Here is a 24352-nt window from a genome sequence, read left to right as displayed (position 1 = left end):
GAGACTGCGCAGAGCCTCGCCGACGGTTCCGGATCCTGCTATGGACCTCGGATGCCGTGCGGTGGCGCAGGCGCAGGGTTCGTGTCCGCGGCGCGGGCCCTCGACCATCCGCCGCCAGGATCCGCCGCAGAGGCGCTCGACAAGCCGGGTTCGACATCGTGCGCCTGCCGACGCTCACCGAGATCAAGGTCCGCCTCGAACGCGCCGCGCTCGCCTTCGACGCCTGGGTCAATGCCAGCCTGTACGATGGCGGCCAGTCCACGGGCGAAGCCTACGAGCGCTTCCAGCGCGTCATGAGCCGGTTCGCCGTGCGCGGCTGGAAGCGCGTCGCCCTCGACCTGACGAGCGAGGGCGTCACCATCGGGACCGGGGGCGCTGTCCTGATGCTCGCCCTGGCTCAGCCCGCCTTCCAGCTGACGAGCGAGAACTGGCTCAAGCAGCAGGACCTCGCCGTCACCTTCCTCGACCGCTACGGCACCGAGGTCGGCCGCCGCGGCATCAAGCATGACGATTCGCTCAAGCTCGATGACTTTCCCGACATCATGATCAAGGCGCTGGTCTCCACGGAGGACCGGCGCTTCTACGAGCATTGGGGCATCGACCCGATCGGCACCCTCCGGGCGCTGGTCAACAACTCGCGCGGCGGCGGCGGCACGCAGGGCGGCTCCTCGATCACCCAGCAGCTCGCCAAGAACCTGTTCCTGACGAACGAGCGCTCCCTGGAGCGCAAGATCAACGAGGCGTTCTTGGCCCTGTGGCTGGAGAGCCACCTCACCAAGAACGAGATCCTGAAGCTCTACCTCGATCGCGCCTATATGGGCGGCGGCACCTTCGGCGCCGTGGCGGCGGCGGACTATTATTTCGGCAAGCCGCTCAAGGACATCAGCCTCGCCGAGGCCGCCATGCTGGCGGGCCTGTTCAAGGCGCCCACCAAGTACGCCCCGCACGTCAACCTGCCGGCGGCGCGCGCCCGGGCGGCGGACGTGCTGCACAATATGGTGGAGGCGGGCTTCGTCACCGAGGGCCAGATCCAGACGGCGCTCCGCAACCCGGCGACCCCGGTGACCCGCACCCGCGACATCACCGCCGACTATTACCTCGATTGGGCCTTCGGCGAGATCAAGGCCATGGCCGACGCGGGCAAGCTGCGCAGCGATCGTGTGCTGACCGTGAAGACGCCCCTCGACCTTGCCATCCAGAAGCGGGCCGACGAGGTCGTGGCCGACATCCTGCGCAAGTCCGGCGACGCCTACGACGTCGACGAGGCCGCGATGGTGATCCTCGACCCGGACGGGGCGCTGCGCGCCATGGTGGGGGGCGCCGATTACGGCGAGAGCCAGTTCAACCGCGCCACCGACGCCCTGCGCCAGCCCGGCTCGTCGTTCAAGCCCTACGTCTATTCGGCCGCGCTCGCCTCCGGCTTGTTCAAGCCCGACACGACGGTGGTCGATAGTCCCGTCTGCATCGGCAACTGGTGCCCGCAGAATTACGGCCGCTCCTATGCCGGCCGGGTGCCGATGTGGCTCGCGGTGGCGAAGTCGATCAACACGATCCCGATCAAGATCTCGATTTCCCTCGGCAAGGCCATGGGCATCAGTCACGAGGCCCGGGCCGCCAAGGCGGGCCGCGCAAAGATCACCGAACTTGCCCACAAGATGGGCATCACCTCGAACCTGATCGACACGGTGTCGATGCCGATCGGCTCGGACGAGGTGACGGTGATCGACCAAGCGGCGGGCTATGCGGTCTTCGCCAACGGCGGTTTCCGCGCCAAGCCCTACGCGGCCATCGAGGTGAAGAACTCGTCCGGCGAGGTGATCTACCGCCACGCCGACGAGGCGCCCGAGCGGGTGCTCTCGCCCCAGGTCGTGGCCGACATGAACTTCATGCTGAACAAGGTGGTCGAGGAGGGCACTGGCAAGCGGGCGCAGCTCGAGGGCGTGAAGGTGGCCGGCAAGTCGGGCACCACGAACGCCTACCGGGACGCGTGGTTCGTCGGCTACACGGGCAATTACGTGGGCGCCGTCTGGTTCGGGAACGACGATCACACCTCCACCAACAAGCTGACCGGCGGCTCGCTCCCTGCCCAGACCTGGCACGACATCATGGAGCCGGCCCATCAGGGCATCGAGATCAAGGGTTTGCCCGGCCTGAAGGACAGCCCGCGCGCCGCCCAGCAGCAGGCTTCCGGGGGCCCGACCGCCCCGATCGACCCCAATGCCAGCGCCTACGGCAAGCTCTCGCGCCGCTCCTTCGAGGTGATCAGCGGCCTGAACGGCCTGTTCCGCACGGTCGAGCGCGCCCCCGCAGAACCGGCTCCGGACGCACCCTCCGGAACCGGAGAGCCGCGCAAGACCGGCAGGAAGCCCGGCGACCGGGCCGCGGTGCCGCCGTCCGGCCAGCTGCGCGAACTTGCCGAGGGCAGCCGCCCGGTCGGCGGTTTCACCGAGGTTCGGTGAGCGCATGAAGCTCACGATTCCCGACGCGTTCGGCCGCGTCTCCATGTCCGCCGGCGCCCCGCGCAGCCGCGCGGTCCGGTTCGTCCGACGGCTGTGGCGCAAGACTTCGATCGCCGGCCTTGCCGTCTACGCCCTGGCGCTGGGCGCCCTCCTGGGCCTCGCCAGCGCCGACTGGGCGACGAGCGGCGGCTATCCGTTCGGGGGCGTTCAGGTCGGTGCCTGGACCGCTTGGCCGCGGGCCGGCGCGGCGAATGCGGATCCTTACACCCGCGCCGTCAATGCCCGCCGGGGAGAGATCCCTCTGGCGGTCGGTGAGGGACTGCTCCTGACGGCGGCGGTCGACGATGCCGGGCAGGCGCTCGACGCCACCTGCACCTACCGGATCGGCGGCGCGACGCCGCCCGCCCGCGCCTGGACGATCACGGTGGCCGGCCGCGGCCCGCGCGATCCCGGCCGTGCGCCCCTGCGCGAGGGCTTCACCTCCACCGAAGTGCTGCGCGCGCCCGACGGGTGGTTCTCGATCGTGCTCGCGCCGGATGTGCAGCCCGGGAACTGGCTCCCGAGCCCGCGGGCGACCGGTCCGGTCCGGCTGGCGCTGCGCCTCTACGATACGCCGGTGGCCGCCAGCGTCGGGTCCCTCGACCGGAGTTCCGTGCCGGCCGTCACTCGCCTCGGATGCGCCTCGTGAGCCTGCGCTTCGTCTACGCCACGCTGATCGGCCTCGTGCTCGCCGGGATCGTCCACATCGCGGCGGTCCTGGCGATCCCTGCCCTCTCGGAAGCCGACGCCGTCTCGCGCGCCCGCACCAGCGAGAACCTGGACCATCCGCAGTCGATCTACACGGTCGCCACCGGTGACGACCCCTCCCCGCCCGAGGCATGGCTGCCGATCCCGGATCCGGCGGTGGCGGTGGGCGTCTGCGCCTACAACCTCGCGGACGGGCCCATGCGCGTCTCCGCCCGCACCGGTCCCCTGTCCCTGTCGCTCGCCGCGCATGCCCGCCGCGGGGCCTTCTACGCGGTGACCGACCAGGCCGCGGTCCGTGGCGCCCTCGACCTCGTCATCCTGACCCGCGCCCAGTACGACGAGGCGCTTGCGGACGACGACGAGAACGATCCGAGCCGCGACGTGCGCATCGTCGCGCCCGACACGCGCGGCTTCGTGGTGGTGCGGGTGATCGCCGGTCTCCCGAGTCAGCGTCCCGCCGCGAATGCCGCGGTCCAGGCCGTCTCCTGCACCACCGACACGTCGACGGACGATGCGCCGACGGGCAAGGACGCACCCGGCAAGGACGCGCCCGGCAAGGATGGGCCCGGCAAGGGGACGGGGCGCTAGCGGGGCCGTCGAACGGGCTGGCTGCGTCGATCGACGTGCGGCGGGCCTCAGCCACCTTCGTCCGTTCGGGGATCCGCGGATCGTCCGCGTCTCCAGCACTAGGCGATCGGCCGGATGGACCTGCCCCTCTCCCTGACCCACGATCCGGACACGCGCGGGCCTGCACGTCGGCCACGCGGCCGATGTCGCGGCGGCACGGGCGCTGTCGTCGTCAGGATGGGGCGCGACCGCAGTCTCGGTCGTTCAATACTTGACCACCAGCGGCTCCGCCTGCGCGACCGGCACCGGGGGCGGCAGCGGAGCCGGTCCGAGGCCGCAGCGGGCCGCGGCATCCGGCGGGAGGAGCGGGTCGAGCAGGTTGCGGCGGGCGGCCAGCATCATGATGGACCGCTCGGCCGAGACCGATTCCGGTGCCGGCGCCGCGGCGAACAGGTGTTCCAGGGCGAAGCGGTAGCGCGCGAGCCGCAGGCCGGCCTCGAAGCGCACCCAGGCGATCAGGCAGCGATTCTCGGCGACCCGCTGGGCGGCCTCCAGCACGTCGGCGTTGTCGAGGGTCTTGGCGAAGGGCAGGCTGCGCAGACGGGCGGCATCGGCGTCGATAACGCGGGCGGCCAGCGCCACGAAGATCGGGATCAGCCGGGCATCGGCCGTGGCGTCGTCGCCGAGCTTCCGGTAGCGGGAGACCGGGGAGCGGGACGGCTCCGCCGTGAGGGCCTCGTAATAGGAACCGACTTCCTCGTAGCGCCAGGTCGGCGGGAGCACGTGGGCGCTGGCGAGGCCCAGCACCGCGTCCTGAAAGGCGGTGAAGCTGCTGGCGGGCTGGACGAATCGCCAAGCGCGGTCGCGCAGGGCCTGCTCGTCGTCGGTGAGGCCGGATTCGAGCAGCAGGCGCCCGCGGTCTCGGGTGCTGAAGCTGCCTGTCGTATCGATGAGCCCGTTCCAGACCCCCGTACGCGGTCGGCCGAAATCGCCGCTCTGGGTGCAGGCTGCGAGCACGGCCAGTGCAGCGCCGACGGGGCCGAGGCGCATCGCTCGGCGGGCGCGGCCGAACGGCCGGCGATCCGGGGCTGACATGGGAGAACCGTCTGTGGCGGCGTGCGGCCGATGTGACATGGACCGCGACGTCCTCAGGACGCGAGGCGCTCGTAGCGCACGCCGAGGAACAGGAGGATCTCGCCGCGCCGCTCGCCGGAGCGCGGAATGCGGGAACTCCGACGCGCCTCTGCGCCCGGAAAGGGAATCAGGTCCGCGGACGCGGCCGGCGCAACTCTGCGGGACAGATCGGCGGCCGACTTCGACGAGCGGATTTCGCCGGTCTCCTGCGGCTTGAAAAGGGTCATGGTCTCCGGCTCCTGTCGGCGGTCCGAGCATCTGGCCCGGGCCCTTCGGAGGGCGTCGGCAAGGGCTACCGAAACAATCCAGCACGACGTGGTTAACGGAGTCTTTCCAGGCATCGGCGCCCGAAGAGCGCTCTGATGGGAGTTGGCGCGCGACTTGCGTGGCCTTCCGTGCCCATGGCGGGCGTTTCCTCCCTTCGACTTGAGGCCCCGTCCGATCCCGGACGGGGCCTTCTTATGTGGAGCGTCGTGTCTTGTCGGACGCCGCCGCCGTGCGACCCGCGAGCCACACCGCGGCGAAGCGTGGTCGCGACGTTCCTGCGCGGAACCCCTCGGGACCTCCAACGCTTGCCTACCGCCCGGCCCGACCGATATGCCGGACGCGGGCGATTGCGGGACCGCCGCGTCGGTTCTCCGCCCGAGCGAGATTGAGGACACCGCTGAATGCGACTGGTTCCGGAACGATCCCTGCGCGCCGCCCGCCGCCGCGGGTTGGCTACTGCGGCGCTGGCGCTGTTCGCGCTTACGGCTGGCCCCGCCTATGCCCAGCGCGAGGACCAAGGCCTGCAGCTTGGCTGCGCGAACGACTATTTCCGCCTCTGCGCGGGCGTCGACCCGAACAGCCAGGACGCGGATCGCTGCATGATGCGCAACCGCAAGCGCCTGTCTCCCGAATGCCGGTCGGCGATCGGCGACTACGACAAGCGCACGGGCAGCAAGTCTCTGTCCGACGATTGAAATTGCCGCATCCGGTTGTGATGTCCGCCGTTGGCGAGGGGCGTTTGGTATGAGCCTGACCGTCGCGGTTCAGATGGACCCGATCCAGAATATCCGGATCGCGGGTGACACGACCTTTGCCCTGCTGCTGGAGGCCCAGCGGCGGGGGCATACGCTCGTCTACTACACGCCGGACCGGCTCTCGATGCAGGGCCGGCGCGTCACCGCGCGGGTCGAACGTCTGACCGTACAGGACGTCGAAGGCGCGCATTACACTCTGGCGCCACCGGAGCGGCTCGACCTGGCCGAGGCGGACGTGGTGCTGATGCGCCAGGATCCGCCCTTCGACATGGCCTACATCACGGCCACCCACATGCTCGAGCGGATCCATCCGGAGACCCTCGTGGTCAACGATCCCTTCGAGGTGCGCAACGCGCCCGAGAAGCTGTTCGTCCTCGATTTTCCCGAGTTGATGCCGCCGACCCTGATCAGCCGCGACAAGGCGGAGATCGAGGCCTTCCGGCTGGAGCACGGGACGGTGGCGATGAAGCCGCTGCACGGGCATGGCGGCGCGGCCGTGTTCAAGGTCACCGAGAAGGATCCGAATTTCGGCTCGATGTTCGACCTGTTCGCCACGACCTTCCGGGAGGCCTGGGTGGTGCAGCGTTACCTCGACCGGGTCACGGAGGGCGACAAGCGCATCATCCTGGTCGACGGCGTCCCCATGGGCGCGGTCAACCGCGTCCCGGCGGCCAACGACATCCGCTCCAACATGGTCCGCGGCGGGGCCGCCTCCGCCTCCGAGCTGACCGACCGCGAGCGCGAGATCTGCGCCACGATCGGGCCCGAGCTGGCGCGGCGGGGCCTGATCCTGGTGGGGATCGACGTGATCGACGGGCACCTCACCGAGATCAACGTCACCTCGCCCACCGGCATCCGGGCGATACAGCGGCTCGGGGGCCCCGACCTGTCCGTCGCCGTCTGGGATGCGATCGAGGCCCGGATCGCGGCACGCAAGGGCGTGTGACGGCGCGCGGTCTCAGGTCTCCGCGCGCGGCGTCGCGCTGAGTTCGGCCCAGTCGAACTCCTCCTCCAGCAGGAAATAGGCGTCGTCGCCGATCCGGCCCTGGCGGCGCAGGGCGAGCACCGCGTCGCGGGCGGCCTCGACGGCTTGGCGCCGGGCGGCGTCCGCCGGCAGGCTCTCCGGCGCCAGGCCCTCGTCGTGCGCCTCCGCCTCCGCGAGGGCTGCGCGGAACTCGGCGCGCAGCGCGTCGGTCGCCGGCGCGTCCTCCGCATCCGCGAGGCTGTCGAGGGCGGCCTTGTAGGCCGCCGCCCGGGCCCGGCCCGTCTCACGCCCCACGGGGTCGTCGTCCTCGAGCCGCAGATGGGCGAGCAGCGGCCGCAGGGTCAGGCCCTGAACGATCAGGGTTCCGAGCACCGTGACGAAGGCGGCGACGACCACGAGATCCCGGTGCGGGAACTGGGCAGGCAGCGCCAGGGCGGCCGCCACGGTGACGATCCCGCGCATGCCCGCCCAGGACAGGGCGATGCCCGGCCCCAGCCGCGCCGGAACTCCGGCTTGGCGGAGGCCGAATTCGCGGATCCCGGTGGTCGGCAGGACCCAGGCGAGGCGGGTCACCACCACGGTGGCGAAGGTCGCGCCCGCGAGGATCAGGGCCTGCCACGCATCCGCGCCGCTCAGCCGCTCCCGGATCGGGTCGATCTGGATGCCGATCAGCACGAAGGCCAGGACGTTGAGCACGAACACCGCCGTATCCCAGACGGCGTAGGAGATCACCCGGGCCCGGGGCGCGGTGACGCCGGGGGCCCGGCGGGCGACCGTCACCGCGAAGGTCACGATGGTCAGGACCCCCGACAGCTCGAGCCGCTCCGCGGCGAGCCAGATCCCGAAGGCGGCGACGAATTGCATCACGATCGCGCTCGCCGGGTCGGTCACGCGCCGGGTCACGGCCACGAACAGCAGGCCGAGGCAGGGGCCGACGACGAGGCTCGCGACGACGCCCAGGAGGAACGCCGGCGCCACCTCCGCCGGGTGGAAGGTGCCGGCCATCGCGGCCGTCACGCCGAGCCGGTAGATCAGCAGCGAGGCCGCGTCGTTGAGCAGGCTCTCGCCGCGCAGGATCGTGGCGAGCCGGTGCGGCATCGGCGCGTGCTTGAGCACCGCCAGTGCCGCCACGGCGTCGGGCGGCGCGACCACGGCACCGAGCACGATGCAGGCGGAGAGCGGCATGTCCGGGACGACGAGCCGCGCCACGACCGCGACGGCGAGCGTGGTCACCGCCACCGCTCCGACCGCGAGCCCGGCCACCGCGCGCCAGTTCTCCTTCAGATCCCGCACGGAGGCGTCGAAGCCGGCATCGAGCAGGACCGGAGCCAGGAACAGCGCGAGCGCCAGTTCGGGATCGAGCCGCAGGTTCGGGACGCCGGGGACGAAGGCGAGGCCGACACCGCCCAGCGCCAGGAAGGCCGGATATGGCGCCCCGAGCCGACGTGCGACACCGGCCAGGAGGACGGCGCCGAACAGGACGCCGACGACCCACTCGAAGACTAACATGCTGCTGAAAGAGGCGGAGCCCCGGGACCGTTCCGGGGCCCACGGTCGCAGGCCGGCTCAGTACTGCACGGTGGCGCGTACCCCAAGCACCGCCGCGTTGCGCAGCCGGCGGCCGTCCGGACCGGCGATGCCGGCGCCCGGCCGGATGACGTATTGCGCGTCGGGCTGGACCGTGAAGCCCGGCACGACCACGGCCTGATAGGTCGCCTCGATCACCGCCTCGGCGCGGCGGCGGGGCATCGGCATGCCCGAGTAGAGGATCGTGTCCCGGTCGGCCCGCTGGGCCTCGTCGCTGATGCGCGCGTAGGCGACGCTGAGGCCGATCGTGTCGTCGTCGCGCCCGTCGAACAGGCCCTTGTAGGCCAGCCCGGTATCCACGTAGGCATCGATCAGGCTGGAGCGGGTGGGCGACCACGCGGCACGCACGAAGAAGCCGAGGCCCTCGTCGTCCTTGCCGGATTCCCGGTAGAGGGTCTGGTCGTAGATCGCGTAGAGGCCGGCATTGCCGCGCACCGGCCGGCCGATCCCGGTGGCGTTCGGGTCGGCGAGCGGCACGCCGGTGATGTCGAAGCGCAGGCTGTCGAACCGGCCGAAATGCTGCCAGCCGCCCAGGGTGATGTCGCCGGGCAGGCCCCGGGAACCGGGCGCGATGTTGTACGCGTAGGTGGCCTCGGCGATGATCAGGGCCGGATCGCGCAGGCGGAAATTGGTGCCCGTCCGGTCGAGGCGCTGCGCCTCCGGATCGTCACCCGGACGGTTCGCACCGGCCGGATCACCGTCGTAGAGCCCGACCTGCAGGGAAAAGCCGTTGCCCGGCACGTATTTGGCCCGGATCGCCGGGGCTGCGAGCGGGTAGGCCGGCCCGCCGCTCGGCAGGTCGAGCCCGGTGATGACCGGCCAGCCGAAGGTCGAGTTCACGAACAGCGTCGCGGTCTGGCTGACGAAGAACTCGGTGTCGGCAGCCTGCTGCCCGATCCGGATCCCGAGCTGGCCGTCCATCAGGCTCTGGTCGAACCAGAGCACGTAGAGCCGCGTGGACGGCAGCGCCTCGATGACGCTCGTGGTCAGCAGGTTGCCGACATAGTAGCGCGACAGGCCGGTGCCGTGGATGAAGTAGGCGTTGGCATGGACCGTGGCGCCTTGCCAGCCCGCCAGCCGGTCGAGGTCGAGGTTGAGGCGCAGGTTGAGGCGATCCTCGACGATCGCACCCTGTCTAAGGCCGCCAACCGGATTGCCGAGCACGTCGGCGATGTAGGTCAGGCTGTACGCGATGCCCCGTTCCTTCAGGACCGGGCGGATCCCGAGCGGGTCGCCGAGCGGGCCGAGAGAGGGCTCCACCGAGCGGACATAGCCGCCCGAGGCCTGGCTGGTGGTCTCCGGCTGCGAGACCGAGATGCGCGGATCGGCGCCCGCGCCCTCGTACACGGTCCGCGTCTGGGCCGCAGCGGGAAGGGTCGACAGGCCGAGGGCCAGCCAGGACATGAGTTTGCAGGACATCGGCCGCTTCTGGGCGACAGCACACGCGCAGCATAGCATGGCCCGCCGCCCGTATGCGCTTGGTCTTTGCAGGAGGCGTCGCCTCGCCTAACCCTGCGGCCGGTACACCACAGGACCGTCGATGCCCGAGACCCCCGTCTTCACGTCCGCCGCCGTCGCCGCACCCCACAGCCTCGCCGCCCAGGCCGGCCAGACCGTCCTCGCCCAGGGGGGCAACGCCATCGAGGCGATGGTGGCGATGGCCGCCTCCATCGCGGTGGTCTATCCGCACATGAACGGCATCGGCGGCGACGGGTTCTGGCTGGTGCGCGAGCGGGGCGGCCGGGTGCGGGGCATCGAGGCCTGCGGCCCGGCCGGGCGTCTCGCCACGATCCCCCGCTACCGCGAGAAGGGCTACGACGCGATCCCCGCGCGGGGACCCGACGCCATGGTCACGGTGGCGGGCGCGGTGGGCGGCTGGCGCCTCGCCCTGGAGCTGGCGCGGGCGCTCGGCGGCCGCCTGCCCCTGGAGACGCTCTTCGCCGACGCGATCGGTCAGGCCCGAGCCGGCGTCGCGGTCTCGCCCTCGGAGGCACGCTACGTGCCACAGGAACTCGACACGCTCCACGACGCGCCAAACTTTGCGGCAACCTTCTTGAAGGACGGCAAGCCCTATCCCGCCGGAGAGACCCGCGCGCTGCCCCGCCTCGCCGATACCCTGGAGCAGCTCGCTCATGCGGGGCTCGGCGACTTCTATCGCGGCGATATCGGCCGGGAGATCGCCGCCGACCTGGAGCGCCTCGGTGCGCCGGTCACCCGGGCGGATCTGGAGGCCTTCGCGGCGGTGGAGCGGGCGCCCCTGTCGATCCGGCGCCGCGACGCGACGCTCTACAACTTCCCGCCGCCGACCCAGGGGCTCGCCGCCCTGCTGATCCTCGGGATCTTCGACCGGCTGAATGTCTCCGAGCCCGAACGCACGGCCCATTATCACGGGCTGATCGAGGCGACGAAGCGGGCCTTCGCGATCCGCGACCGGGTGGTCACCGATTTCGCCCGCCTGCGGCACGACCCCGCCGCCTTCCTGACCCCGGAACGGCTGGCCCGCGAGGCCGCGCTGATCGACATGGGTCGCGCAGCCCGGGTGCCCCTGCCCGATCCGGGTCACGGCGACACGGTCTGGATGGGCGCGATCGACAAGGACGGGCTTGCCGTCTCCTACATCCAGTCGGTCTACTGGGAGTACGGCTCCGGCACGGTGCTGCCCGCCACCGGCATCTGCTGGCAGAACCGGGGCATGTCGTTCTCCCTCGACCCGAAGGCCGTGAATCCCCTGGAGCCCGGTCGCCGCCCCTTCCACACGCTGATCCCGGCGCTCGCCGCCTTCGACGACGGCCGTGTGATGAGCTACGGCAGCATGGGCGGCGACGGGCAGCCGCAATTCCAGGCCCAGATCTTCACCCGCTACGCCGATTACGGGATGTCGGTGGCCGATGCCGTCGACGCGCCGCGCCTGCTCTACGGGCGCACCTGGGGGGCGCCCTCGCTCAGCGTGAAGGTGGAGGACCGGTTCGATTCGGCCTGCATCGCGGCCCTCGGCCGACTCGGCCACGAGATCGAGGAACTGGGCGGACCCTACATCGACTCGCTCGGGCACGCGGGCATGCTGGTCCGCCATCCCCGGAACGGTCGGATCGAGGCGACCCACGACCCGCGCTCGGACGGCGGCGCCCTGGGACTCTGAGAGAACGCGCCGCCCGCCCGGCGGCGCGGGATGCCGGCTCAGCCCGCCTGAACGAGCCAGCAGGCGGCGCGCAGGCGCACGGCGCCACCCGCCGCGTGCCGCGCGAGGGCCGCCGCCACGGCCGCCTCGGCCCGCGCCCGGAGATCCGGTGCGGCCTCGCGGACGAGGTGGGAGCTGGGGCCGAGGTTCAGGGAGACGTGGGTGGCCGCCGCGGTCGCCGCCGCGTCGGTCTCGCCCTGACCGACGACGATGTCCCGGTCGAGCGCGTCGCAGGTCACGCCGGCGAACCCGGCGGCGCGCAGGAGCGCGACCAGCGGGTCGGGGTCGGAGAAGCGGAAGGGCCCCGGCGTGTCGGGCTGCGGCGGAGGCGGGGGCTCCGGCAGGAGCGGAAGCACCGCGTCGCGCGGCACGCTCACCCAGTGATTCTCGGGCAAGGTCCGCCAGCACAGGAAGGTCAGCCGGCCGCCCGGCTTGAGCATCCGGCGAATGTTGGCGAAAGCGCCGGCGGAATCCGGGAAGAACATCACGCCGAAGCGCGACAGGATCCCGTCGAAAGGACCGAGATCGGCCGTCCCGACATCCGCCTCCACGAACCGGATCGGGGCGGTGCGTGCAACCTCCGCGGCGGCGCGGTCCCGCGCCACGGCGAGCAGCGGCGCCGAGATGTCGGCCCCCGTGACGCCGCCGCCGGGCCCGACCCTGCGGGCGGCCTCCAGGGTCGTGGCCCCCGCGCCGCAGCCGATATCGAGCACCGTGTCGCCGGGAGCGAGGGGCGTGCGGGCGAACAGCGCCTCCGTCAGCGGGAGGAACATCGCGTCGAGGACGACCTGATTGCGCGCCCAGCGCGTGCCGACCTCGCCGTTCCAGTATTCGGTCTGGGTGATGCCGCCCGCCATGCTCCCTCCGTCAGACCGTGGTCGTGGCCACGGACAGCTCGGGCTTGTGGTTCAGGGTCTGGAACACCACGCAGTAGCGCTCGGTCAGCTTCAGGAGCTGCGCCAGCTTGTCCTCCGGCGCGTCGGTATCGAGTTCGAAGAACAGGCGGATGCTGCGGAAGCCCACCGGCGCCTCCTTGTCGACCCCGAGGGTGCCGCGAAAATCGAGGTCGCCCTCGGCGCTGACCGTGCCGGCGCGCAGCGGGATCTCCAGGGCTGTGGCCACGGCCTTGAGCGTCACCCCCGCGCAGGCGACCAGCGCCTCCAGCAGCATGTCGCCCGAGCACAGCTCCGCCCCCGAACCGCCCGTCGCCGGATGGAGCCCGGCCTCCGCGATGGCGCGGCCCGTCTCGACCTTGCAGGCGATCTTGGTGTCGTCCAGCGTGCCCCTGGCCTTCAGGGTGATGACTGCCGCGTCCGGTGCGGTGCGGTACTTGTCCTTGATCGGAGCCTGGAGGGCTCGCAGCGTGGTGGCGTCCATGGCGTCGTCCTCTCGATTCCGGATCTGACCCGCTTCTCGGCGGCGGGCCGGCCGGAGCGTTCCGGCTCCGTCAGGCGCCCGGTATAGGTGCGCGCCACGCGGACGGGAAGCGGTTCTCAGGCGCGCCCGGTGAGGACGGCCACCGCTTCCGCGAGGGCGTCGACCTGGGCCTCGTCGTGGGCGGCCGAGAAGGCCACCCGCAGCCGCGCGGTCCCGGCCGGCACGGTCGGAGGGCGGATCGCCACCACCAGGAATCCCGAGGCCTCCAGCGCGGCCGAGATGTCGAGCGCCGCCTGCGCCTCGCCGACCAGGACCGGCACGACGGCGCTCTCGGCCTCCGGCAGGCCCAGACGGGCGGTGAAGCGCCGGGCGAGGGTCAGCGGTCGGGCACGCCGGTCGGGCTCCGCCTCCAGGATCGTCAGCGCCTCCAGGGCGGCGGCGGCCGAGGCCGGAGGCAGGCCGGTGGTGTAGACGAAGCTGCGGGCGCGGCTCGTCATCAGGTCGATGACCGGGCGCGAGGCGCAGAGATAGCCGCCATACGAGCCGAGCGCCTTCGACAGGGTGCCCATTTCCAGCGGCGCCCGCGGCCCGTCCTCGACCACGCCGATGCCGTGGGCGTCGTCCACCAGCGTCCAGGCGTCGAAGGTCTCCGCGATGCCCAGGATGTCGCCGAGCGGCGCCCGGTCGCCATCCATGCTGAAGACCCGCTCGGTGAGCACCAGGGCGCGCCCGTAATGGGGGCGGTGCTCCGCGAGCTGGGCCGCGAGGTCGCCGGGATCGTTGTGGCGGAACGTCAGGACCCGCGCGCCCGTCAGCCGCGCGCCGGCCCACATGCAGGCATGGGACAGCGCGTCCAGCAGGACGAGGTCGCCCCGCCCGGCCAGCGCCGGGGTAATGCCGAGATTGGCGAGATAGCCGCTGCCGAAGACCAGGGCGGCCTCCGTGCCCTTGTGGCGCGCGAGGCCGTCCTCCAGCGCGCCGAGATACGGATGGTCGCCGGTCACGAGCCGCGACCCGCCCGACCCCGCACCGTGGCTCGCGACGGCCGCCTGAGCCGCCGCGATCACCCGCGGGTGATGCGAGAGGCCGAGGTAATCGTTGCAGGAAAAGGAGACGAGCGTCCGGCCCCGTCGTGCCGCCGCGGCGCCGGAGCCGCGCTCCGTCGGAACCAGCGTGCGGCGCAGGCGACCGGCCTCGAGGGCTTCGAGTTTCCCGGTGGCGAAGGCGTCGAGGCTGTCCATGGGGATGGGGATGGGCGATGCCGCGGCGGCAAAGTCAAGCGGCGGGTGCCGGACTCTTGACCCCCGTCCGAGGGGCTTCCATGCCGGACGCATGACCCTCGAAACGCCCGCAGGCCATCTCTGGCGGCCCTACACGCAGATGCGCCTCGCCCCGCCGCCGCTGGAGGCGGTCGCGACGCATGGCACCCGCATCCGCCTCGCCGACGGCCGCGAACTCGTGGACGGCATCGCCTCCTGGTGGACCGCGGTGCATGGCTACAATCACCCGCACATAGCGGGCGCTGTCGCCGACCAGCTCGCGCGCATGCCCCACGTGATGTTCGGCGGCCTCACCCATGCGCCGGCGGAAACGCTGGCGCGCCGGCTCGCCGCCCTGCTGCCGGGCGATCTCGACCACGTCTTCCTCAGCGATTCGGGCTCGGTCGCCGTGGAGGTCGCGCTCAAGATGGCGGCGCAGATGTGGATCAACCGCGGGGTGGGCGGCCGGACGAAGGTCCTGGCGTTCCGGGGCGGCTATCACGGCGACACGATGGGGGCGATGTCGGTCTGCGACCCCGAGGAGGGCATGCATCGCCGCTTCGGTGCCTACCTGCCGAGCCAGATCTTCTGCGACCTGCCGCGAAGCGCGGCCGAGACCGCGGCGCTCGACGCGGCCCTCGCGTCTCATCGCGACACCCTGGCGGCGGTGATCGTCGAGCCGCTGGTCCAGGGTGCGGGCGGGATGCGGATGCACCCGCTTGAGGTGGTCGCGACGATCGCCGGGCTGGCGCGCCGGCACGGACTGCCGCTCATCGCCGACGAGATCTTCACCGGCTTCGGGCGCACCGGCAGCCTGTTCGCCTGCGAGCAGGCGGGAATCGTGCCCGACATCGTCTGCCTGTCGAAGGCCCTTACGGGCGGCACGATGGCGCTCGCCGCCACGGTCGCCCGCACGGAGGTGTTCGCGGCGTTCTGGTCCGAAGACCCCGCGGCCGCGCTGATGCACGGCCCGACCTTCATGGCCAATCCCCTGGCCTGCGCAGCGGCCAATGCCAGCCTCGATCTGTTCGAGGCGGAGCCACGGCTGATCCAGGCCCGCGCCATCGCGGCCCGTCTCGCCGAGGGGCTGGAACCCCTGCGGCGGGTGCGCGGCGTGGCGGATGTCCGGGTACTCGGTGCCATCGGAGCGGTGCAGTTCGCCCGTGCGCCCGACTTGGCCGTCCTCAAGGCGCGATTGCTCGCCCGCGGCGTCTGGGTCCGGCCGTTCGGCGACATCGTCTATCTCACCCCCGCCCTCACGATCGATGCAGCGGATCTCGACCGGCTGATCGAGGCGGTCGCTGCGGTAGTGACCGAGCTGGCGCCCGGATCGGCATGACGACCGGGCGTTCCACATTCCCGTGATCCGTCTCCGCGGGCGCCTGCAACCCGTGACCGTTTCTGCCGTTGGGCCTACGGCTGGAGATGCGTGCGGCGGCCCGCGCGGCCGGACGCTGCCAAAGGGAGTACACAGTGGCGAGCGAGCAGACGGGTTCGAGCGGCGATCGGCCGGTAATCCTCCTCGTCGAGGACGAGGCGCTGACGATCATGGACCTCGGGGACGTGCTGGAGGAAGGCGGCTACGACACCGTTCAGTGCGCCTCGGCCGAGCGCGCGCTGAGCATCCTGCAGGCGCGCCCGGACATCTGCGGCCTGGTCACGGACGTGCAGCTGTCGGGAAAGACCGACGGGTTCGATCTGGCGAGTTCCGTGGCCGAGGCGCGGCCGCAACTGCCGATCCTGATCGTCTCCGGGCGCGCGGCCCCGGATCCGGCCCGCATGCCCGAGCATGCCGAGTTCATCGCCCGGCCCTGCACCGGCGAGGATATCCTGGACCGTCTTCAGCGCCTCATGCACTGCTGATCCGACCTTCACGGCGGCCCCGTCATCTCACCGTCACCGGCCAGCGCCACACGGACCGGAGCGGCCGCGTGACGGGGGTGGACGGTGCAGTTTCAGGATCGTCCGGCGGCCGCCGGCATTAATTCGGGCGCTCCGGTGGGCGACAAGCAGAAGCGCGATCATCAGGACGAAGCTGCGGCCGTGCTCGGCCACACGTCCAAGAAGATGCGGCCGCCCGGCGTCCGCAGCGTCGGTTGGGCGCTGGTGCAGGCGGCGCGCCTGCACCGCGCCCGCACCGGCGACCGGCTGGCCAAGCTGGGGCTTTTCGCCGGCCAGGAGCAGGTGGTGCAGGCGCTGGCCGCGGCAGGCACCATGACCATGGGTGATCTCGCGGCGCTGCTGCGGGTGCGGCCGCCCACCGCGTCCAAGACCGTGACGCGGCTCGCGGCCCTCGGCATCGTCGAGCGCCGGGCCGAGTCGGGGGATGGCCGCGTGGTCCGGGTTCAGCTCACGGAAGCCGGCATGGCCAAGGCCGAGGCGATCGAGCGGATCCAGGAAGAGGTCGAGGCCGAGTTGCTCGACCACCTCGACAAGACCGACCGCCGACGCCTGCGCAAGCTCCTGCGCAAGGCCGCCCGCGGCCTCGCCGAGGCAGCCGGTGCCTCCGGTCAGGTGACGGAGGCCGATGCCGAGATCGAGGCCGAGGACGAGACGGAGGGCCTGCCGGCCTGACCGGCGGGGCTCAGGCCGCGGCCCGGCGCCAAGCCGGGAACGGATCCGGCAGTTCGCGGTAGGGCGCGGGATCGAAAGGTGCGCGATCCGGGCCGGTGTCCACGAGGCAGGCATCGAGCGCGGCGATGAGCGCGGCGCGGTCCATCCCGGATCCGATGAAGACCATTTCCTGGCGCCGGTCGCCCCAGACCTCGCTCCAGACCGTATGCAGGCGCTCCCGGAACTCGGGCGCCTCCGGCCAGCGCCGCCGCGGCACCGCCGACCACCAGAACCCCATCGCGGAGACCCTGGCCACGGCCCCCGCCAGGGAGAACTCGCCGACCCAATCCGGCCGCGTCGCCAGCCAGAAATGGCCCTTCGCCCGGATCAGGCCCGGCCAGGTGGCGTTGACGAAGGCGTTGAAGCGCTCGGGGTCGAAGGGGCGCCGGGCCCGGTAGACGAAGGAGGCGATGCCGTATTCCTCGGTCTCCGGTACGTGCGCGTGGGCGCCGTAGAGTTCCTTGAACCAGAGCGGGTGCTGCTGCGCCTTCTCCTCGTCGAACAGGCCGGTGTCGAGGATTTCCGCGAGCGGCGCACGTCCGTGATCGGTCTCGAGGATGCGGGCGTCGGCGTTCAGGCCGCGCACCACCGAGCGGACCAGCGCGAGATGCTCGGGTGAGACGTCATGCGCCTTGTTGATCACCACCACGTCGGCGAACTCGATCTGCTCCACGAGCAGGTCCACGAGCGTGCGCGTATCCTCGGCGCCCGCGGTCTCCCCGCGCTCACGCAGGAACGCGGCCGAGCCGTAATCCTTCAGCAGGTTCACCGCGTCGACCACGGTCACCATCGTGTCGAGCCGGGCCAGATCCGACAGGGAGCGGCCCGCCTCGTCCCGGAACGAGAAGGTCGACGCGATCGGGAGCGGTTCGGCGATGCCGGTGCCCTCGATCAGCAGGTAATCGAACCGCCCGGTCTCCGACAGGCGGCGGACCTCGGCGAGCAGATCGTCGCGCAGGGTGCAGCAGATGCAGCCGTTGGTCATCTCGACGAGGGTCTCGTCCGTCCGGGACAGGTCGGCTCCGCCCGCGCGGACGAGGTCGGCATCGATGTTGACCTCGCTCATGTCGTTCACGATCACCGCCACCCGGCGGCCGTCGCGGTTGTTCAGAACATGATTGAGCAGCGTCGTTTTGCCGGCTCCGAGAAAGCCGGACAGGACGGTGACGGGCAGGCGGCGATCGGGCTGTGTCATGCCGCAATCAAAATGTTATAACATTTCAAAGTCAAGGCAGTGAAACGCGCCGCAGCGGCGGGACCCGGCGAAGCTGTTGCAACGATGTAACGTTTCTCAAGCGTGTCGGGGTGGCGCGGGATTACACCTTGCACCTGACCCGAGGTCCGCGACACTGAAACAGTATAACACTATGTGAGTCTCCATGTCCCGCCTGCGTCGCCTCCGCTTCCTTGCCGGCACAATGCTGTCCTCGACCGTCTGCACCGGCATGTTGGCTCCGTCGGTTGCCCGGGCCCAGCAGGCCGTCACCCTCGACGAGATCAGCGTCACCAGTCCGAGCCCGATCCAGGCCCCGCGCACCGCGCCGATCGCCGACGCGGCGGTCCCGATCGGCGTTCTGCCGGTGGCGACCAACACCTTCTCCCCCGTCACCGTGGTCACCCAGGAGCAGATCGCGCGCGATCAGCCCCGGACCTTGGGCGACGCCCTGTTCGACAGGCCTGGCATCTCCGGCACGTCCTACGCCCCGGGCGCGGCCTCACGGCCGATCATCCGCGGTCTCGACAACGCCCGGGTGCGCATCCAGGAGAATGGCATCGTCAACGGCGGCGTGTCCGACCTCGGCGAGGACCATGCCGTGCCGGTGAATCCGCTGGTGGCCGACCGGATCGAGGTGATCCGCGGCCCCGCGACCTTGCGCTACGGCTCCGGCGCCATCGGCGGCGTGGTCTCGGCGGACAACAACCGGGTGCCGACCTTCATTCCGGCGAACGGGGTGCAGGGGCAGGTGACCACCGGCTTCTCCAGCGTGGACAACGGCCGGCTCGGGGCCGCCACGGTGGATGCCGGCGGCGATGGCATCGCGGTCCACGCCGACGGCTTCAAGACGGCCAACGACAGCTACGCGATCCCCGGCGGGATCCAGCGCAACTCCTACAACGAGTCGCAGGGCGGCGCGGTCGGCATCTCGGCGATCGGCGACCGCGGCTTCGTCGGCATCTCCTTCAGCCACTACGACGCCATCTATGCGATCCCCGGCGGCGTGGCGGAGCAGGACCGGACCCGGCTGACCCCGAACCAGGATCGGGTGCTGTCGCGGGGCGAGTACCGGCCCCTCGACGGCCCCTTCGAGGTGATCCGCTACTGGGCGGGCTACTCGGTCTATCGCCACAACGAGGTCGGCATTGGCGAGGACGGGATCGAGGGCGTCCAGGCGATCTTCAAGAACCGGGAGGCCGAAGGGCGCCTGGAACTCCAGCACGTCCCGGTCTTCACGGATCTCGGCAAGCTCACCGGCGCGCTCGGCTTCCAGTCGGACCGGCGTGTGATCAACACGCAGCTCGAATCGTTCCTGCCCAAGACCGAGTCCCGTGCGAACGCGGTCTACCTGTTCGAGGAGCTGGAGCTGCGTCCGGGCACGCGTCTGCAGGCGGCCGGGCGCTACGAGGTCGATCGGCTGTCGAGTACGGCCGCGCAGTTCCCCAGCGATTACGTGCCGGTCGACGGGCAGGAGCCGTTCCAGTACGCCCGGACCCGCCGCTTCGCGCCGAAGAGCGCCAGTATCGGCGCCCTGCAGGATCTGCCCTACGGCTTCGTGGCGAGCCTCACCGGCTCCTATGTCGAGCGCGGACCCACCGGCTACGAGCTGTTCTCGCAGGGGCCCCACGACGCCACCGCGACCTTCGAGATCGGCAACCCGAACCTCAAGAAGGAGCGCGCCCGGACCGTCGAGGCCAGCATCCGGCGGGCCGAGGGACCCTTCCGCCTCGACGCCACCGGCTACTTCACGCGCTACACCGGCTTCATCTACCGCAACTACACGGGGCTGACCTGCGACGACGACTTCGCCTCCTGCGGTGTCGGCACCGACAACCGGCAGATCGTCTATCAGCAGCAGAACGCGACCTTCTACGGCGCCGAGATCATCGGCCAGTACGACCTCCTGCCGGTGGGCAACGGCTTCGCCGGCATCGAGGGGCAGTTCGATTTCGTCCGCGCTCAGTTCGACAACGGCACCAACGTGCCGCGCATCCCACCCTACCGGCTCGGCGGCGGCGTCTACCTGCGGGCCGACGGATGGTTCGCGCGGGTGAACCTCATCCACGCCTTCAGCCACGACGCCACGGCGGTCTACGAGACGCCCACGCCCGGCTACGACGACCTGCGGGCCGAGCTGAGCTACACCAAGGCGGTCGATCCCGCGGTCTACGGGGCGAGCGCGATCACCCTCGGCGTCCAGGGCCGCAACCTCCTGAACGACGACATCCGCAACTCGACCTCGTTCAAGAAGGACGAGATCCTGCTGCCGGGGCGGAACGTGCGGCTGTTCCTGACGGCGCGGTTCTGAACGCTGCGGCCGCCACGGCGCCGTCCTTGCGCGAGCGGCGAAGCCATCCAGGGCTGCGCCGGACGTCGCGTTGTCGGCGGGCACCGGGTCACTGCGCTCTCGGCGTGACGACCAAGCGGGCGTGCTCGGCCGCGTCGGGCACCGGGAGCCTCGGCCGGCCCCCTAGGCCGACAGAACGCGGCGCAGGCGGCGCCAGCCCGCGACCAGACCGGTGACCGCGATCCCCGCCGCCAGGAGGTTCAGGACCCATTGGGCGGCATCGTGGAGCGAGCGGTTGCCGCTGAGCCCCGGCAGATCGAGGCGGTGCGCGGCGTCGAACAGCCAGCGGTTGATGCGGCCGGAGCGATCCAGGCGCTGGAGGATGGTCCCGTCCCGGGGATCAACGTGGAGCCACGTGGCGTCCGGATCAGCGAAGCGCAGGCGCAGCACCGGAAGCGGCCGTGGGTCGATCCCGTGCGGATACCAGTACAGGTCGTAGGCGGTCAGGGTCTCTGCCGTCCGTAATCCGCCGGGCAGGGCCGGACCGGCGGCCCGCGCGAGCGCGGCGGCATCGAGGAGCGTGCCGTCACCTGCCCTGCGGCTCCGGGCTCCCGCCGGTGTGTCGGCGACGATCCACCAGGACCCGCCGATGGCGGCGAAGCGCAGCGCGCGGGTTCCGGCCTCTGCGAAGCCCCGCAGGGCTCCGGCGTCGAGGCCGAGGGCGGCGGGCTGTCCGGCATAGGCGGCGCGGATCTCGGCGGGCGCAGCGTTCGACGAGAACCAGCGGTTCGGGTTCATCGAAATCCAGCCGCTGAGGATGAAGGTGCTGAGTCCGATTCCGCCCGCGAGGCCGAACAGGTGGTGCCAGCGTGCGAGACCGCGATAGGGCGTGACGGCCCCGCCCGCGTAGCGGCGGCGGAGGCGCAGGCGCCAGATCCCGATCGCGAGGCCGCTCAGCGCCCCGAGGGCGGCGAAGCCGGACAGCCAAAGCAGGACCGTCCGCCACAGATCGGCCCGGGCGCGCAGCGGCGTCAGGTAGATCCAGTGCGCCACGGCGCCGGCCCAGTTCCAGCCGCGCTCGAAGCGGGTCGTGTCGAGGGCGACCTCGCCGGTGACCTGAGACACGTAGAGCTCGGTCCCGGCCGCATCGTCGAGGACGACCTTCAGGAATGGCCGGAGCGGGTCGTACCGGGCCGTGACGGTCCACTGGTCCCGCTCGACCGGATCGACATGTGCGCCCGGAATCCCCTCGGCCGCGAGACGCAACGCATCCTCGGGCCTCAGCGGGCCGAGCCGCTCCCCGGTCCGCGCCGAGACCGTGGCCCGGCGCCCCTCGCGGTCGGCGATCCGGTAGACCGGTTCCGCACCGCGCATCTCCAGGGCGAAGGCCGCCGGCACGCCGGCAAGACCGCCGGCCCGCAGCGCGTCGTCGGGCGCCACCGCGACGCGCTCCCAGGCGATCGGTGCGAGTCGGTCCAGGCGCTCGGCCCCGGTGAGCGCCGGGAACGGCACGTAGAGCATCACCAGTCCGGAGCCGATCCACAGGGCGAAGAACAGCCCCGCGGCGATCCCGGCCCAGCGGTGGAACAGCAGCAGCCAGCGCCGCCCCGCCTTGCCGAGCCGCCGCGGCAGGCTCACCACGTCACCGTGTAGGCGACCTCGACCGAGCGCGGCCGCCCGAGCAGCCAGTTGGTCCCGACCCCGTTCACGGCATTGCCGCTGATCGCGTAGACCTTGTCGAACAGGTTGTAGACCCGCACGGACAGGCGCGACTCCGCCGTGACCTGATGGTCGAGGACCACGTTGACGAGGTTGTAGGCCGGGCGCCGCGCCGTATTGCCGAAGTCGCTGTAGACCTGCCCCACGTTCTGAAGCCCGACCCGCGCGGTCCAGTCGCGGTAGACGTCCCAGGTCAGCCAGAGGTTGGCCACGCGCTCGGGCACGTCGATCGGCTGATTGCCGGCGTACGAGACCGTGGCGCCGTTCACCGTCTGGTCGAACCGGTCGTACTGCGCGTGCAGCAGCGCGAGGTTGCCGTCCAGCCGCCAGCCCGGAGCAAAGCGCCAGCCCAAGGCCAGCTCGAATCCCTGCGAGGACTGGCTCCCCACCTGCGTGGACAGCGTCGGCTGGCCGGGGATTGCCGAGATCAGGTTGTCCTTGACGATCCGGTAGCCCGCGATGGTCCATTCCACGGCACCGTCGAAGGCAAGACCCTTGGCGCCGATCTCGACTTGATCGCCTGTGGCGAGCTTGAAGCCCGCCAGCGACTGGTTCAGCGTGATCAGGCTGTTCACCGGGTCGGTGGCGAAGCTGTACTGGGCGTAGAGCGCGCTGTCCGGCGTCGGGTTGTAGACGAGGCCGAACCGGTAGCCCAGCGCCCGGTAGGTCTTCTCGAACCGCGATCCCGTCTGCAGGTCCTCCCGATTCAGCGTCGGCACGTCGAGGCGCACGCCGGTGAGGAACGAGAGCTTGTCCGACAGGATCAGACGGTCCTCCGCGAAGACCGAGGCTTGGCTCGTCTGCGTGGCGTAGGCCGGACGGGCTCGCCCGTTCTGCGGGAAGAGGCCCGGATCGTAGCCGACGAGCGGCACGCTGGTGGTCTGGTCGAAGTAGAAGTTGTTGGTGTGCCGGAAGTCGATGTGGTTCACGTCGAACCCGGCCACGAACTGGTTGGGCAAGCCGAACAGGCTGCCCCGGAACGTCGCGTCGAGCCGGTCACCGACCTGCTCCTGGCTGTGGTAGATTTCCAGATAATCGCCCCGGTCCACCAGCCCGGTGCCGCGGTTGTAGGAATATTGCTCGACGTCGAGCCAGTGGCGCCGGCTTGTGAGCCGGTAGGCGGTGTTGCGGATCGTGATGTCGGCCGAGGGCGACCATTCGGTCTTGAGCTGGGTCCAGTTGTCGGCCCAGGTGATCTTCGCGTCCCGGACGTTGTAGTTGTTGAACCGGATGAGGTCCGGGATCCGTCCCTCGACGAGCGGCGTGCCCCAGTAGCGGGCGGGCTCCTGGTAGCCGAGATCGTGGCTCAGGGTGAACGCCAGATCGGCGCTCGGCCGGAACAGCAGGGCGGCCGAGACCGCGAGGTTGCGGAAATCGCCCTCCGGCCGGATCCAGCCGTCGGCGCGATTGCCGCTGACGTTGAGGCGATACGCGAAGGTGTCGCCGAACTCCGCTTGACCGATTCCGCCGCCCGAATCGAACGCAAGGCGCGCGACGCCATCCGTGCCGACAACGGCGCGGGCGGCGTTGATTGGCACGAAGACCGGCTTCTTCGGCACCACGTTGATCACGCCGCCGATGGCGCCGTCGCCGTAGAGCACCGAAGACGGGCCGCGGAGCACCTCGATCCGCTCGACGTTCCACGTGTCGAACGGGAAGGTCACCGTGTTGGCGCCGACGTAGAAGCGCGTGCCGTCGTAGAGCTGCTGGATCGAGTTCGGGCCGGCGAAGCCCCGGGATGTGAAGGCGCCGTTGCCGTTGCCGGGTGCCGCGATGGTGGTGATGCCGGTGGCGTCCTGGGTCACGGCTTCGGCGATCGTATCCTGGCCGCGCAGCCGCGCGGTCTCGCCCGACACGATGTCGAGGCTGGCCGGCGTCTCCAGCGGCGTCAAACCGAGGCGGCTCGCGGTCCGGTCCGGGGTGCGCAGATTGAGGCCGTTCGGCGCAGCGCGGTTCGGGTCTCCGCCCGCGCCGGCCACGGAGAGTTCATCCAGGGTGACGGCCTCCTGGGCGGCGGTCGGACTGGCGAGGAGCGCGAGGAGAACGCCACAGAGGGGAGCCGGCCCGCCGGAGCGGGCGCGATGGATCGAGAGAAGCATGGGGAAAGCGGTCCGTGCACGGCGCGCGCCGGCCCCTTCGTCCTATAAGCATTGTAATAACATTACAATTCCTCGACCATCCGGAAACCTGAGCCTGAACGGG

At 71.0% G+C, this 24352-nt stretch carries 20 protein-coding genes; 10 read left to right on the top strand and 10 right to left on the bottom strand.

The annotated features are described in order from the left end of the window. The first annotated feature begins 158 nt into the window (after positions 1-158). From P9K36_RS05855 to P9K36_RS05845, 3 genes are read left to right on the top strand one after another with little or no spacing between them, the layout of a single operon-like run. Positions 159-2459, top strand: coding sequence for a PBP1A family penicillin-binding protein (locus tag P9K36_RS05855; protein ID WP_043388795.1), 2301 nt, complete (start codon positions 159-161; stop codon positions 2457-2459). A gap of 4 nt (positions 2460-2463) precedes the next feature. Continuing rightward, a complete protein-coding gene (locus P9K36_RS05850; RefSeq protein ID WP_043388792.1) occupies positions 2464-3147 on the top strand; it encodes a DUF1214 domain-containing protein in 684 nt (227 codons plus the stop codon). Continuing rightward, positions 3135-3794, top strand: a complete 660-nt coding sequence (locus tag P9K36_RS05845; RefSeq protein WP_043388791.1) for an integral membrane protein — start codon at positions 3135-3137, stop codon at positions 3792-3794. Before P9K36_RS05850 ends, P9K36_RS05845 begins: the two co-directional genes overlap by 13 nt. A 243-nt stretch (positions 3795-4037) precedes the next feature. Here P9K36_RS05845 and P9K36_RS05840 read toward each other — a convergent pair whose 3' ends face one another. Both P9K36_RS05840 and P9K36_RS05835 read right to left on the bottom strand, forming a co-directional pair. Continuing rightward, positions 4038-4823 (bottom strand): hypothetical protein, encoded by a 786-nt coding sequence (locus P9K36_RS05840; protein ID WP_043349725.1) that lies wholly within the window; start codon positions 4821-4823, stop codon positions 4038-4040. A gap of 98 nt (positions 4824-4921) precedes the next feature. Continuing rightward, complete coding sequence (locus tag P9K36_RS05835; RefSeq protein WP_043349728.1) at positions 4922-5134, bottom strand: hypothetical protein; 213 nt, start codon at positions 5132-5134, stop codon at positions 4922-4924. A gap of 441 nt (positions 5135-5575) precedes the next feature. On the opposite strand from P9K36_RS05835, the gene P9K36_RS05830 reads away from it, so the two are divergent. Continuing rightward, on the top strand, positions 5576-5869 hold the full coding sequence (locus P9K36_RS05830; protein ID WP_043349730.1) for a hypothetical protein: 294 nt from the start codon (positions 5576-5578) through the stop codon (positions 5867-5869). 49 nt (positions 5870-5918) lie between these two features. Continuing rightward, entirely contained in the window at positions 5919-6875 is a 957-nt protein-coding gene (gene gshB / locus P9K36_RS05825) for a glutathione synthase (RefSeq protein ID WP_043349733.1), read from the top strand. A 12-nt stretch (positions 6876-6887) separates the two neighbouring features. On the opposite strand, the gene P9K36_RS05820 is transcribed toward gshB, so the two are convergent. Beyond that, positions 6888-8423: a sodium:proton antiporter gene (locus P9K36_RS05820; RefSeq protein WP_043349735.1), complete on the bottom strand. Its 1536-nt coding sequence runs from the start codon at positions 8421-8423 to the stop codon at positions 6888-6890. A gap of 57 nt (positions 8424-8480) precedes the next feature. Further along, a complete protein-coding gene (locus tag P9K36_RS05815) occupies positions 8481-9920 on the bottom strand; it encodes a carbohydrate porin (protein WP_278306653.1) in 1440 nt (479 codons plus the stop codon). 121 nt (positions 9921-10041) lie between these two features. Here P9K36_RS05815 and P9K36_RS05810 point away from each other — a divergent pair, with 121 nt between their 5' ends. Then, the gene (locus P9K36_RS05810; protein WP_043755983.1) at positions 10042-11640 is read left to right on the top strand and encodes a gamma-glutamyltransferase family protein; all 1599 of its coding nucleotides are present in this window, start codon (positions 10042-10044) and stop codon (positions 11638-11640) included. A 38-nt stretch (positions 11641-11678) separates the two neighbouring features. Here P9K36_RS05810 and P9K36_RS05805 read toward each other — a convergent pair whose 3' ends face one another. The 3 genes from P9K36_RS05805 to P9K36_RS05795 form a co-directional block, all read right to left on the bottom strand. Next, positions 11679-12536, bottom strand: a complete 858-nt coding sequence (locus P9K36_RS05805) for a class I SAM-dependent methyltransferase (protein ID WP_053610922.1) — start codon at positions 12534-12536, stop codon at positions 11679-11681. A gap of 10 nt (positions 12537-12546) precedes the next feature. Then, a complete protein-coding gene (locus tag P9K36_RS05800; RefSeq protein ID WP_043349744.1) occupies positions 12547-13056 on the bottom strand; it encodes an OsmC family protein in 510 nt (169 codons plus the stop codon). 116 nt (positions 13057-13172) lie between these two features. Further along, positions 13173-14297: an 8-amino-7-oxononanoate synthase gene (locus P9K36_RS05795; protein WP_043755979.1), complete on the bottom strand. Its 1125-nt coding sequence runs from the start codon at positions 14295-14297 to the stop codon at positions 13173-13175. 91 nt (positions 14298-14388) lie between these two features. Here P9K36_RS05795 and P9K36_RS05790 point away from each other — a divergent pair, with 91 nt between their 5' ends. The 3 genes from P9K36_RS05790 (at position 14389) to P9K36_RS05780 (ending at position 16889) form a co-directional block, all read left to right on the top strand. Continuing rightward, positions 14389-15654, top strand: coding sequence for an adenosylmethionine--8-amino-7-oxononanoate transaminase (locus P9K36_RS05790; RefSeq protein WP_053610923.1), 1266 nt, complete (start codon positions 14389-14391; stop codon positions 15652-15654). A 134-nt stretch (positions 15655-15788) separates the two neighbouring features. After that, complete coding sequence (locus tag P9K36_RS05785; protein ID WP_020093672.1) at positions 15789-16178, top strand: response regulator; 390 nt, start codon at positions 15789-15791, stop codon at positions 16176-16178. Between the two features lie 135 nt (positions 16179-16313). Continuing rightward, positions 16314-16889: a MarR family transcriptional regulator gene (locus P9K36_RS05780; protein ID WP_052083832.1), complete on the top strand. Its 576-nt coding sequence runs from the start codon at positions 16314-16316 to the stop codon at positions 16887-16889. A 10-nt stretch (positions 16890-16899) separates the two neighbouring features. Here the strand turns inward: P9K36_RS05780 and zigA are convergent, their stop codons facing one another. After that, positions 16900-18123 (bottom strand): zinc metallochaperone GTPase ZigA, encoded by a 1224-nt coding sequence (gene zigA, locus P9K36_RS05775; RefSeq protein WP_278306652.1) that lies wholly within the window; start codon positions 18121-18123, stop codon positions 16900-16902. Between the two features lie 223 nt (positions 18124-18346). Between zigA and P9K36_RS05770 the strand changes: the two genes are divergently transcribed. Then, a complete protein-coding gene (locus P9K36_RS05770; RefSeq protein ID WP_051976357.1) occupies positions 18347-20452 on the top strand; it encodes a TonB-dependent receptor in 2106 nt (701 codons plus the stop codon). Positions 20453-20614: 162 nt separating this feature from the next. On the opposite strand, the gene P9K36_RS05765 is transcribed toward P9K36_RS05770, so the two are convergent. Both P9K36_RS05765 and P9K36_RS05760 read right to left on the bottom strand, forming a co-directional pair. Continuing rightward, positions 20615-22072: a PepSY domain-containing protein gene (locus P9K36_RS05765; protein ID WP_278306651.1), complete on the bottom strand. Its 1458-nt coding sequence runs from the start codon at positions 22070-22072 to the stop codon at positions 20615-20617. After that, positions 22066-24249, bottom strand: coding sequence for a TonB-dependent siderophore receptor (locus tag P9K36_RS05760; protein WP_053610926.1), 2184 nt, complete (start codon positions 24247-24249; stop codon positions 22066-22068). The genes P9K36_RS05765 and P9K36_RS05760 overlap by 7 nt, the downstream gene beginning before the upstream one ends. Positions 24250-24352: the final 103 nt, after the last annotated feature.

The organism is Methylobacterium sp. 391_Methyba4, assembly GCF_029691625.1.
Classification (GTDB): domain Bacteria; phylum Pseudomonadota; class Alphaproteobacteria; order Rhizobiales; family Beijerinckiaceae; genus Methylobacterium; species Methylobacterium fujisawaense.
The sequence above is the reverse complement of the archived record's forward strand: the minus strand, read 5'-3'. Positions and strand labels throughout refer to the sequence as shown.

Coding starts and splice junctions, on each gene's coding strand:
- P9K36_RS05850 (WP_043388792.1), top strand. CDS start 2,464: ATGAAGCTCACGATTCCCGACGCGTTCGGCCGCGTCTCCATGTCCGCC.
- P9K36_RS05845 (WP_043388791.1), top strand. CDS start 3,135: ATGCGCCTCGTGAGCCTGCGCTTCGTCTACGCCACGCTGATCGGCCTC.
- P9K36_RS05840 (WP_043349725.1), bottom strand. CDS start 4,823: ATGCGCCTCGGCCCCGTCGGCGCTGCACTGGCCGTGCTCGCAGCCTGC.
- P9K36_RS05835 (WP_043349728.1), bottom strand. CDS start 5,134: ATGACCCTTTTCAAGCCGCAGGAGACCGGCGAAATCCGCTCGTCGAAG.
- P9K36_RS05830 (WP_043349730.1), top strand. CDS start 5,576: ATGCGACTGGTTCCGGAACGATCCCTGCGCGCCGCCCGCCGCCGCGGG.
- gshB (WP_043349733.1), top strand. CDS start 5,919: ATGAGCCTGACCGTCGCGGTTCAGATGGACCCGATCCAGAATATCCGG.
- P9K36_RS05820 (WP_043349735.1), bottom strand. CDS start 8,423: ATGTTAGTCTTCGAGTGGGTCGTCGGCGTCCTGTTCGGCGCCGTCCTC.
- P9K36_RS05815 (WP_278306653.1), bottom strand. CDS start 9,920: ATGTCCTGCAAACTCATGTCCTGGCTGGCCCTCGGCCTGTCGACCCTT.
- P9K36_RS05810 (WP_043755983.1), top strand. CDS start 10,042: ATGCCCGAGACCCCCGTCTTCACGTCCGCCGCCGTCGCCGCACCCCAC.
- P9K36_RS05805 (WP_053610922.1), bottom strand. CDS start 12,536: ATGGCGGGCGGCATCACCCAGACCGAATACTGGAACGGCGAGGTCGGC.
- P9K36_RS05800 (WP_043349744.1), bottom strand. CDS start 13,056: ATGGACGCCACCACGCTGCGAGCCCTCCAGGCTCCGATCAAGGACAAG.
- P9K36_RS05795 (WP_043755979.1), bottom strand. CDS start 14,297: ATGGACAGCCTCGACGCCTTCGCCACCGGGAAACTCGAAGCCCTCGAG.
- P9K36_RS05790 (WP_053610923.1), top strand. CDS start 14,389: ATGACCCTCGAAACGCCCGCAGGCCATCTCTGGCGGCCCTACACGCAG.
- zigA (WP_278306652.1), bottom strand. CDS start 18,123: ATGACACAGCCCGATCGCCGCCTGCCCGTCACCGTCCTGTCCGGCTTT.
- P9K36_RS05770 (WP_051976357.1), top strand. CDS start 18,347: ATGCTGTCCTCGACCGTCTGCACCGGCATGTTGGCTCCGTCGGTTGCC.
- P9K36_RS05760 (WP_053610926.1), bottom strand. CDS start 24,249: ATGCTTCTCTCGATCCATCGCGCCCGCTCCGGCGGGCCGGCTCCCCTC.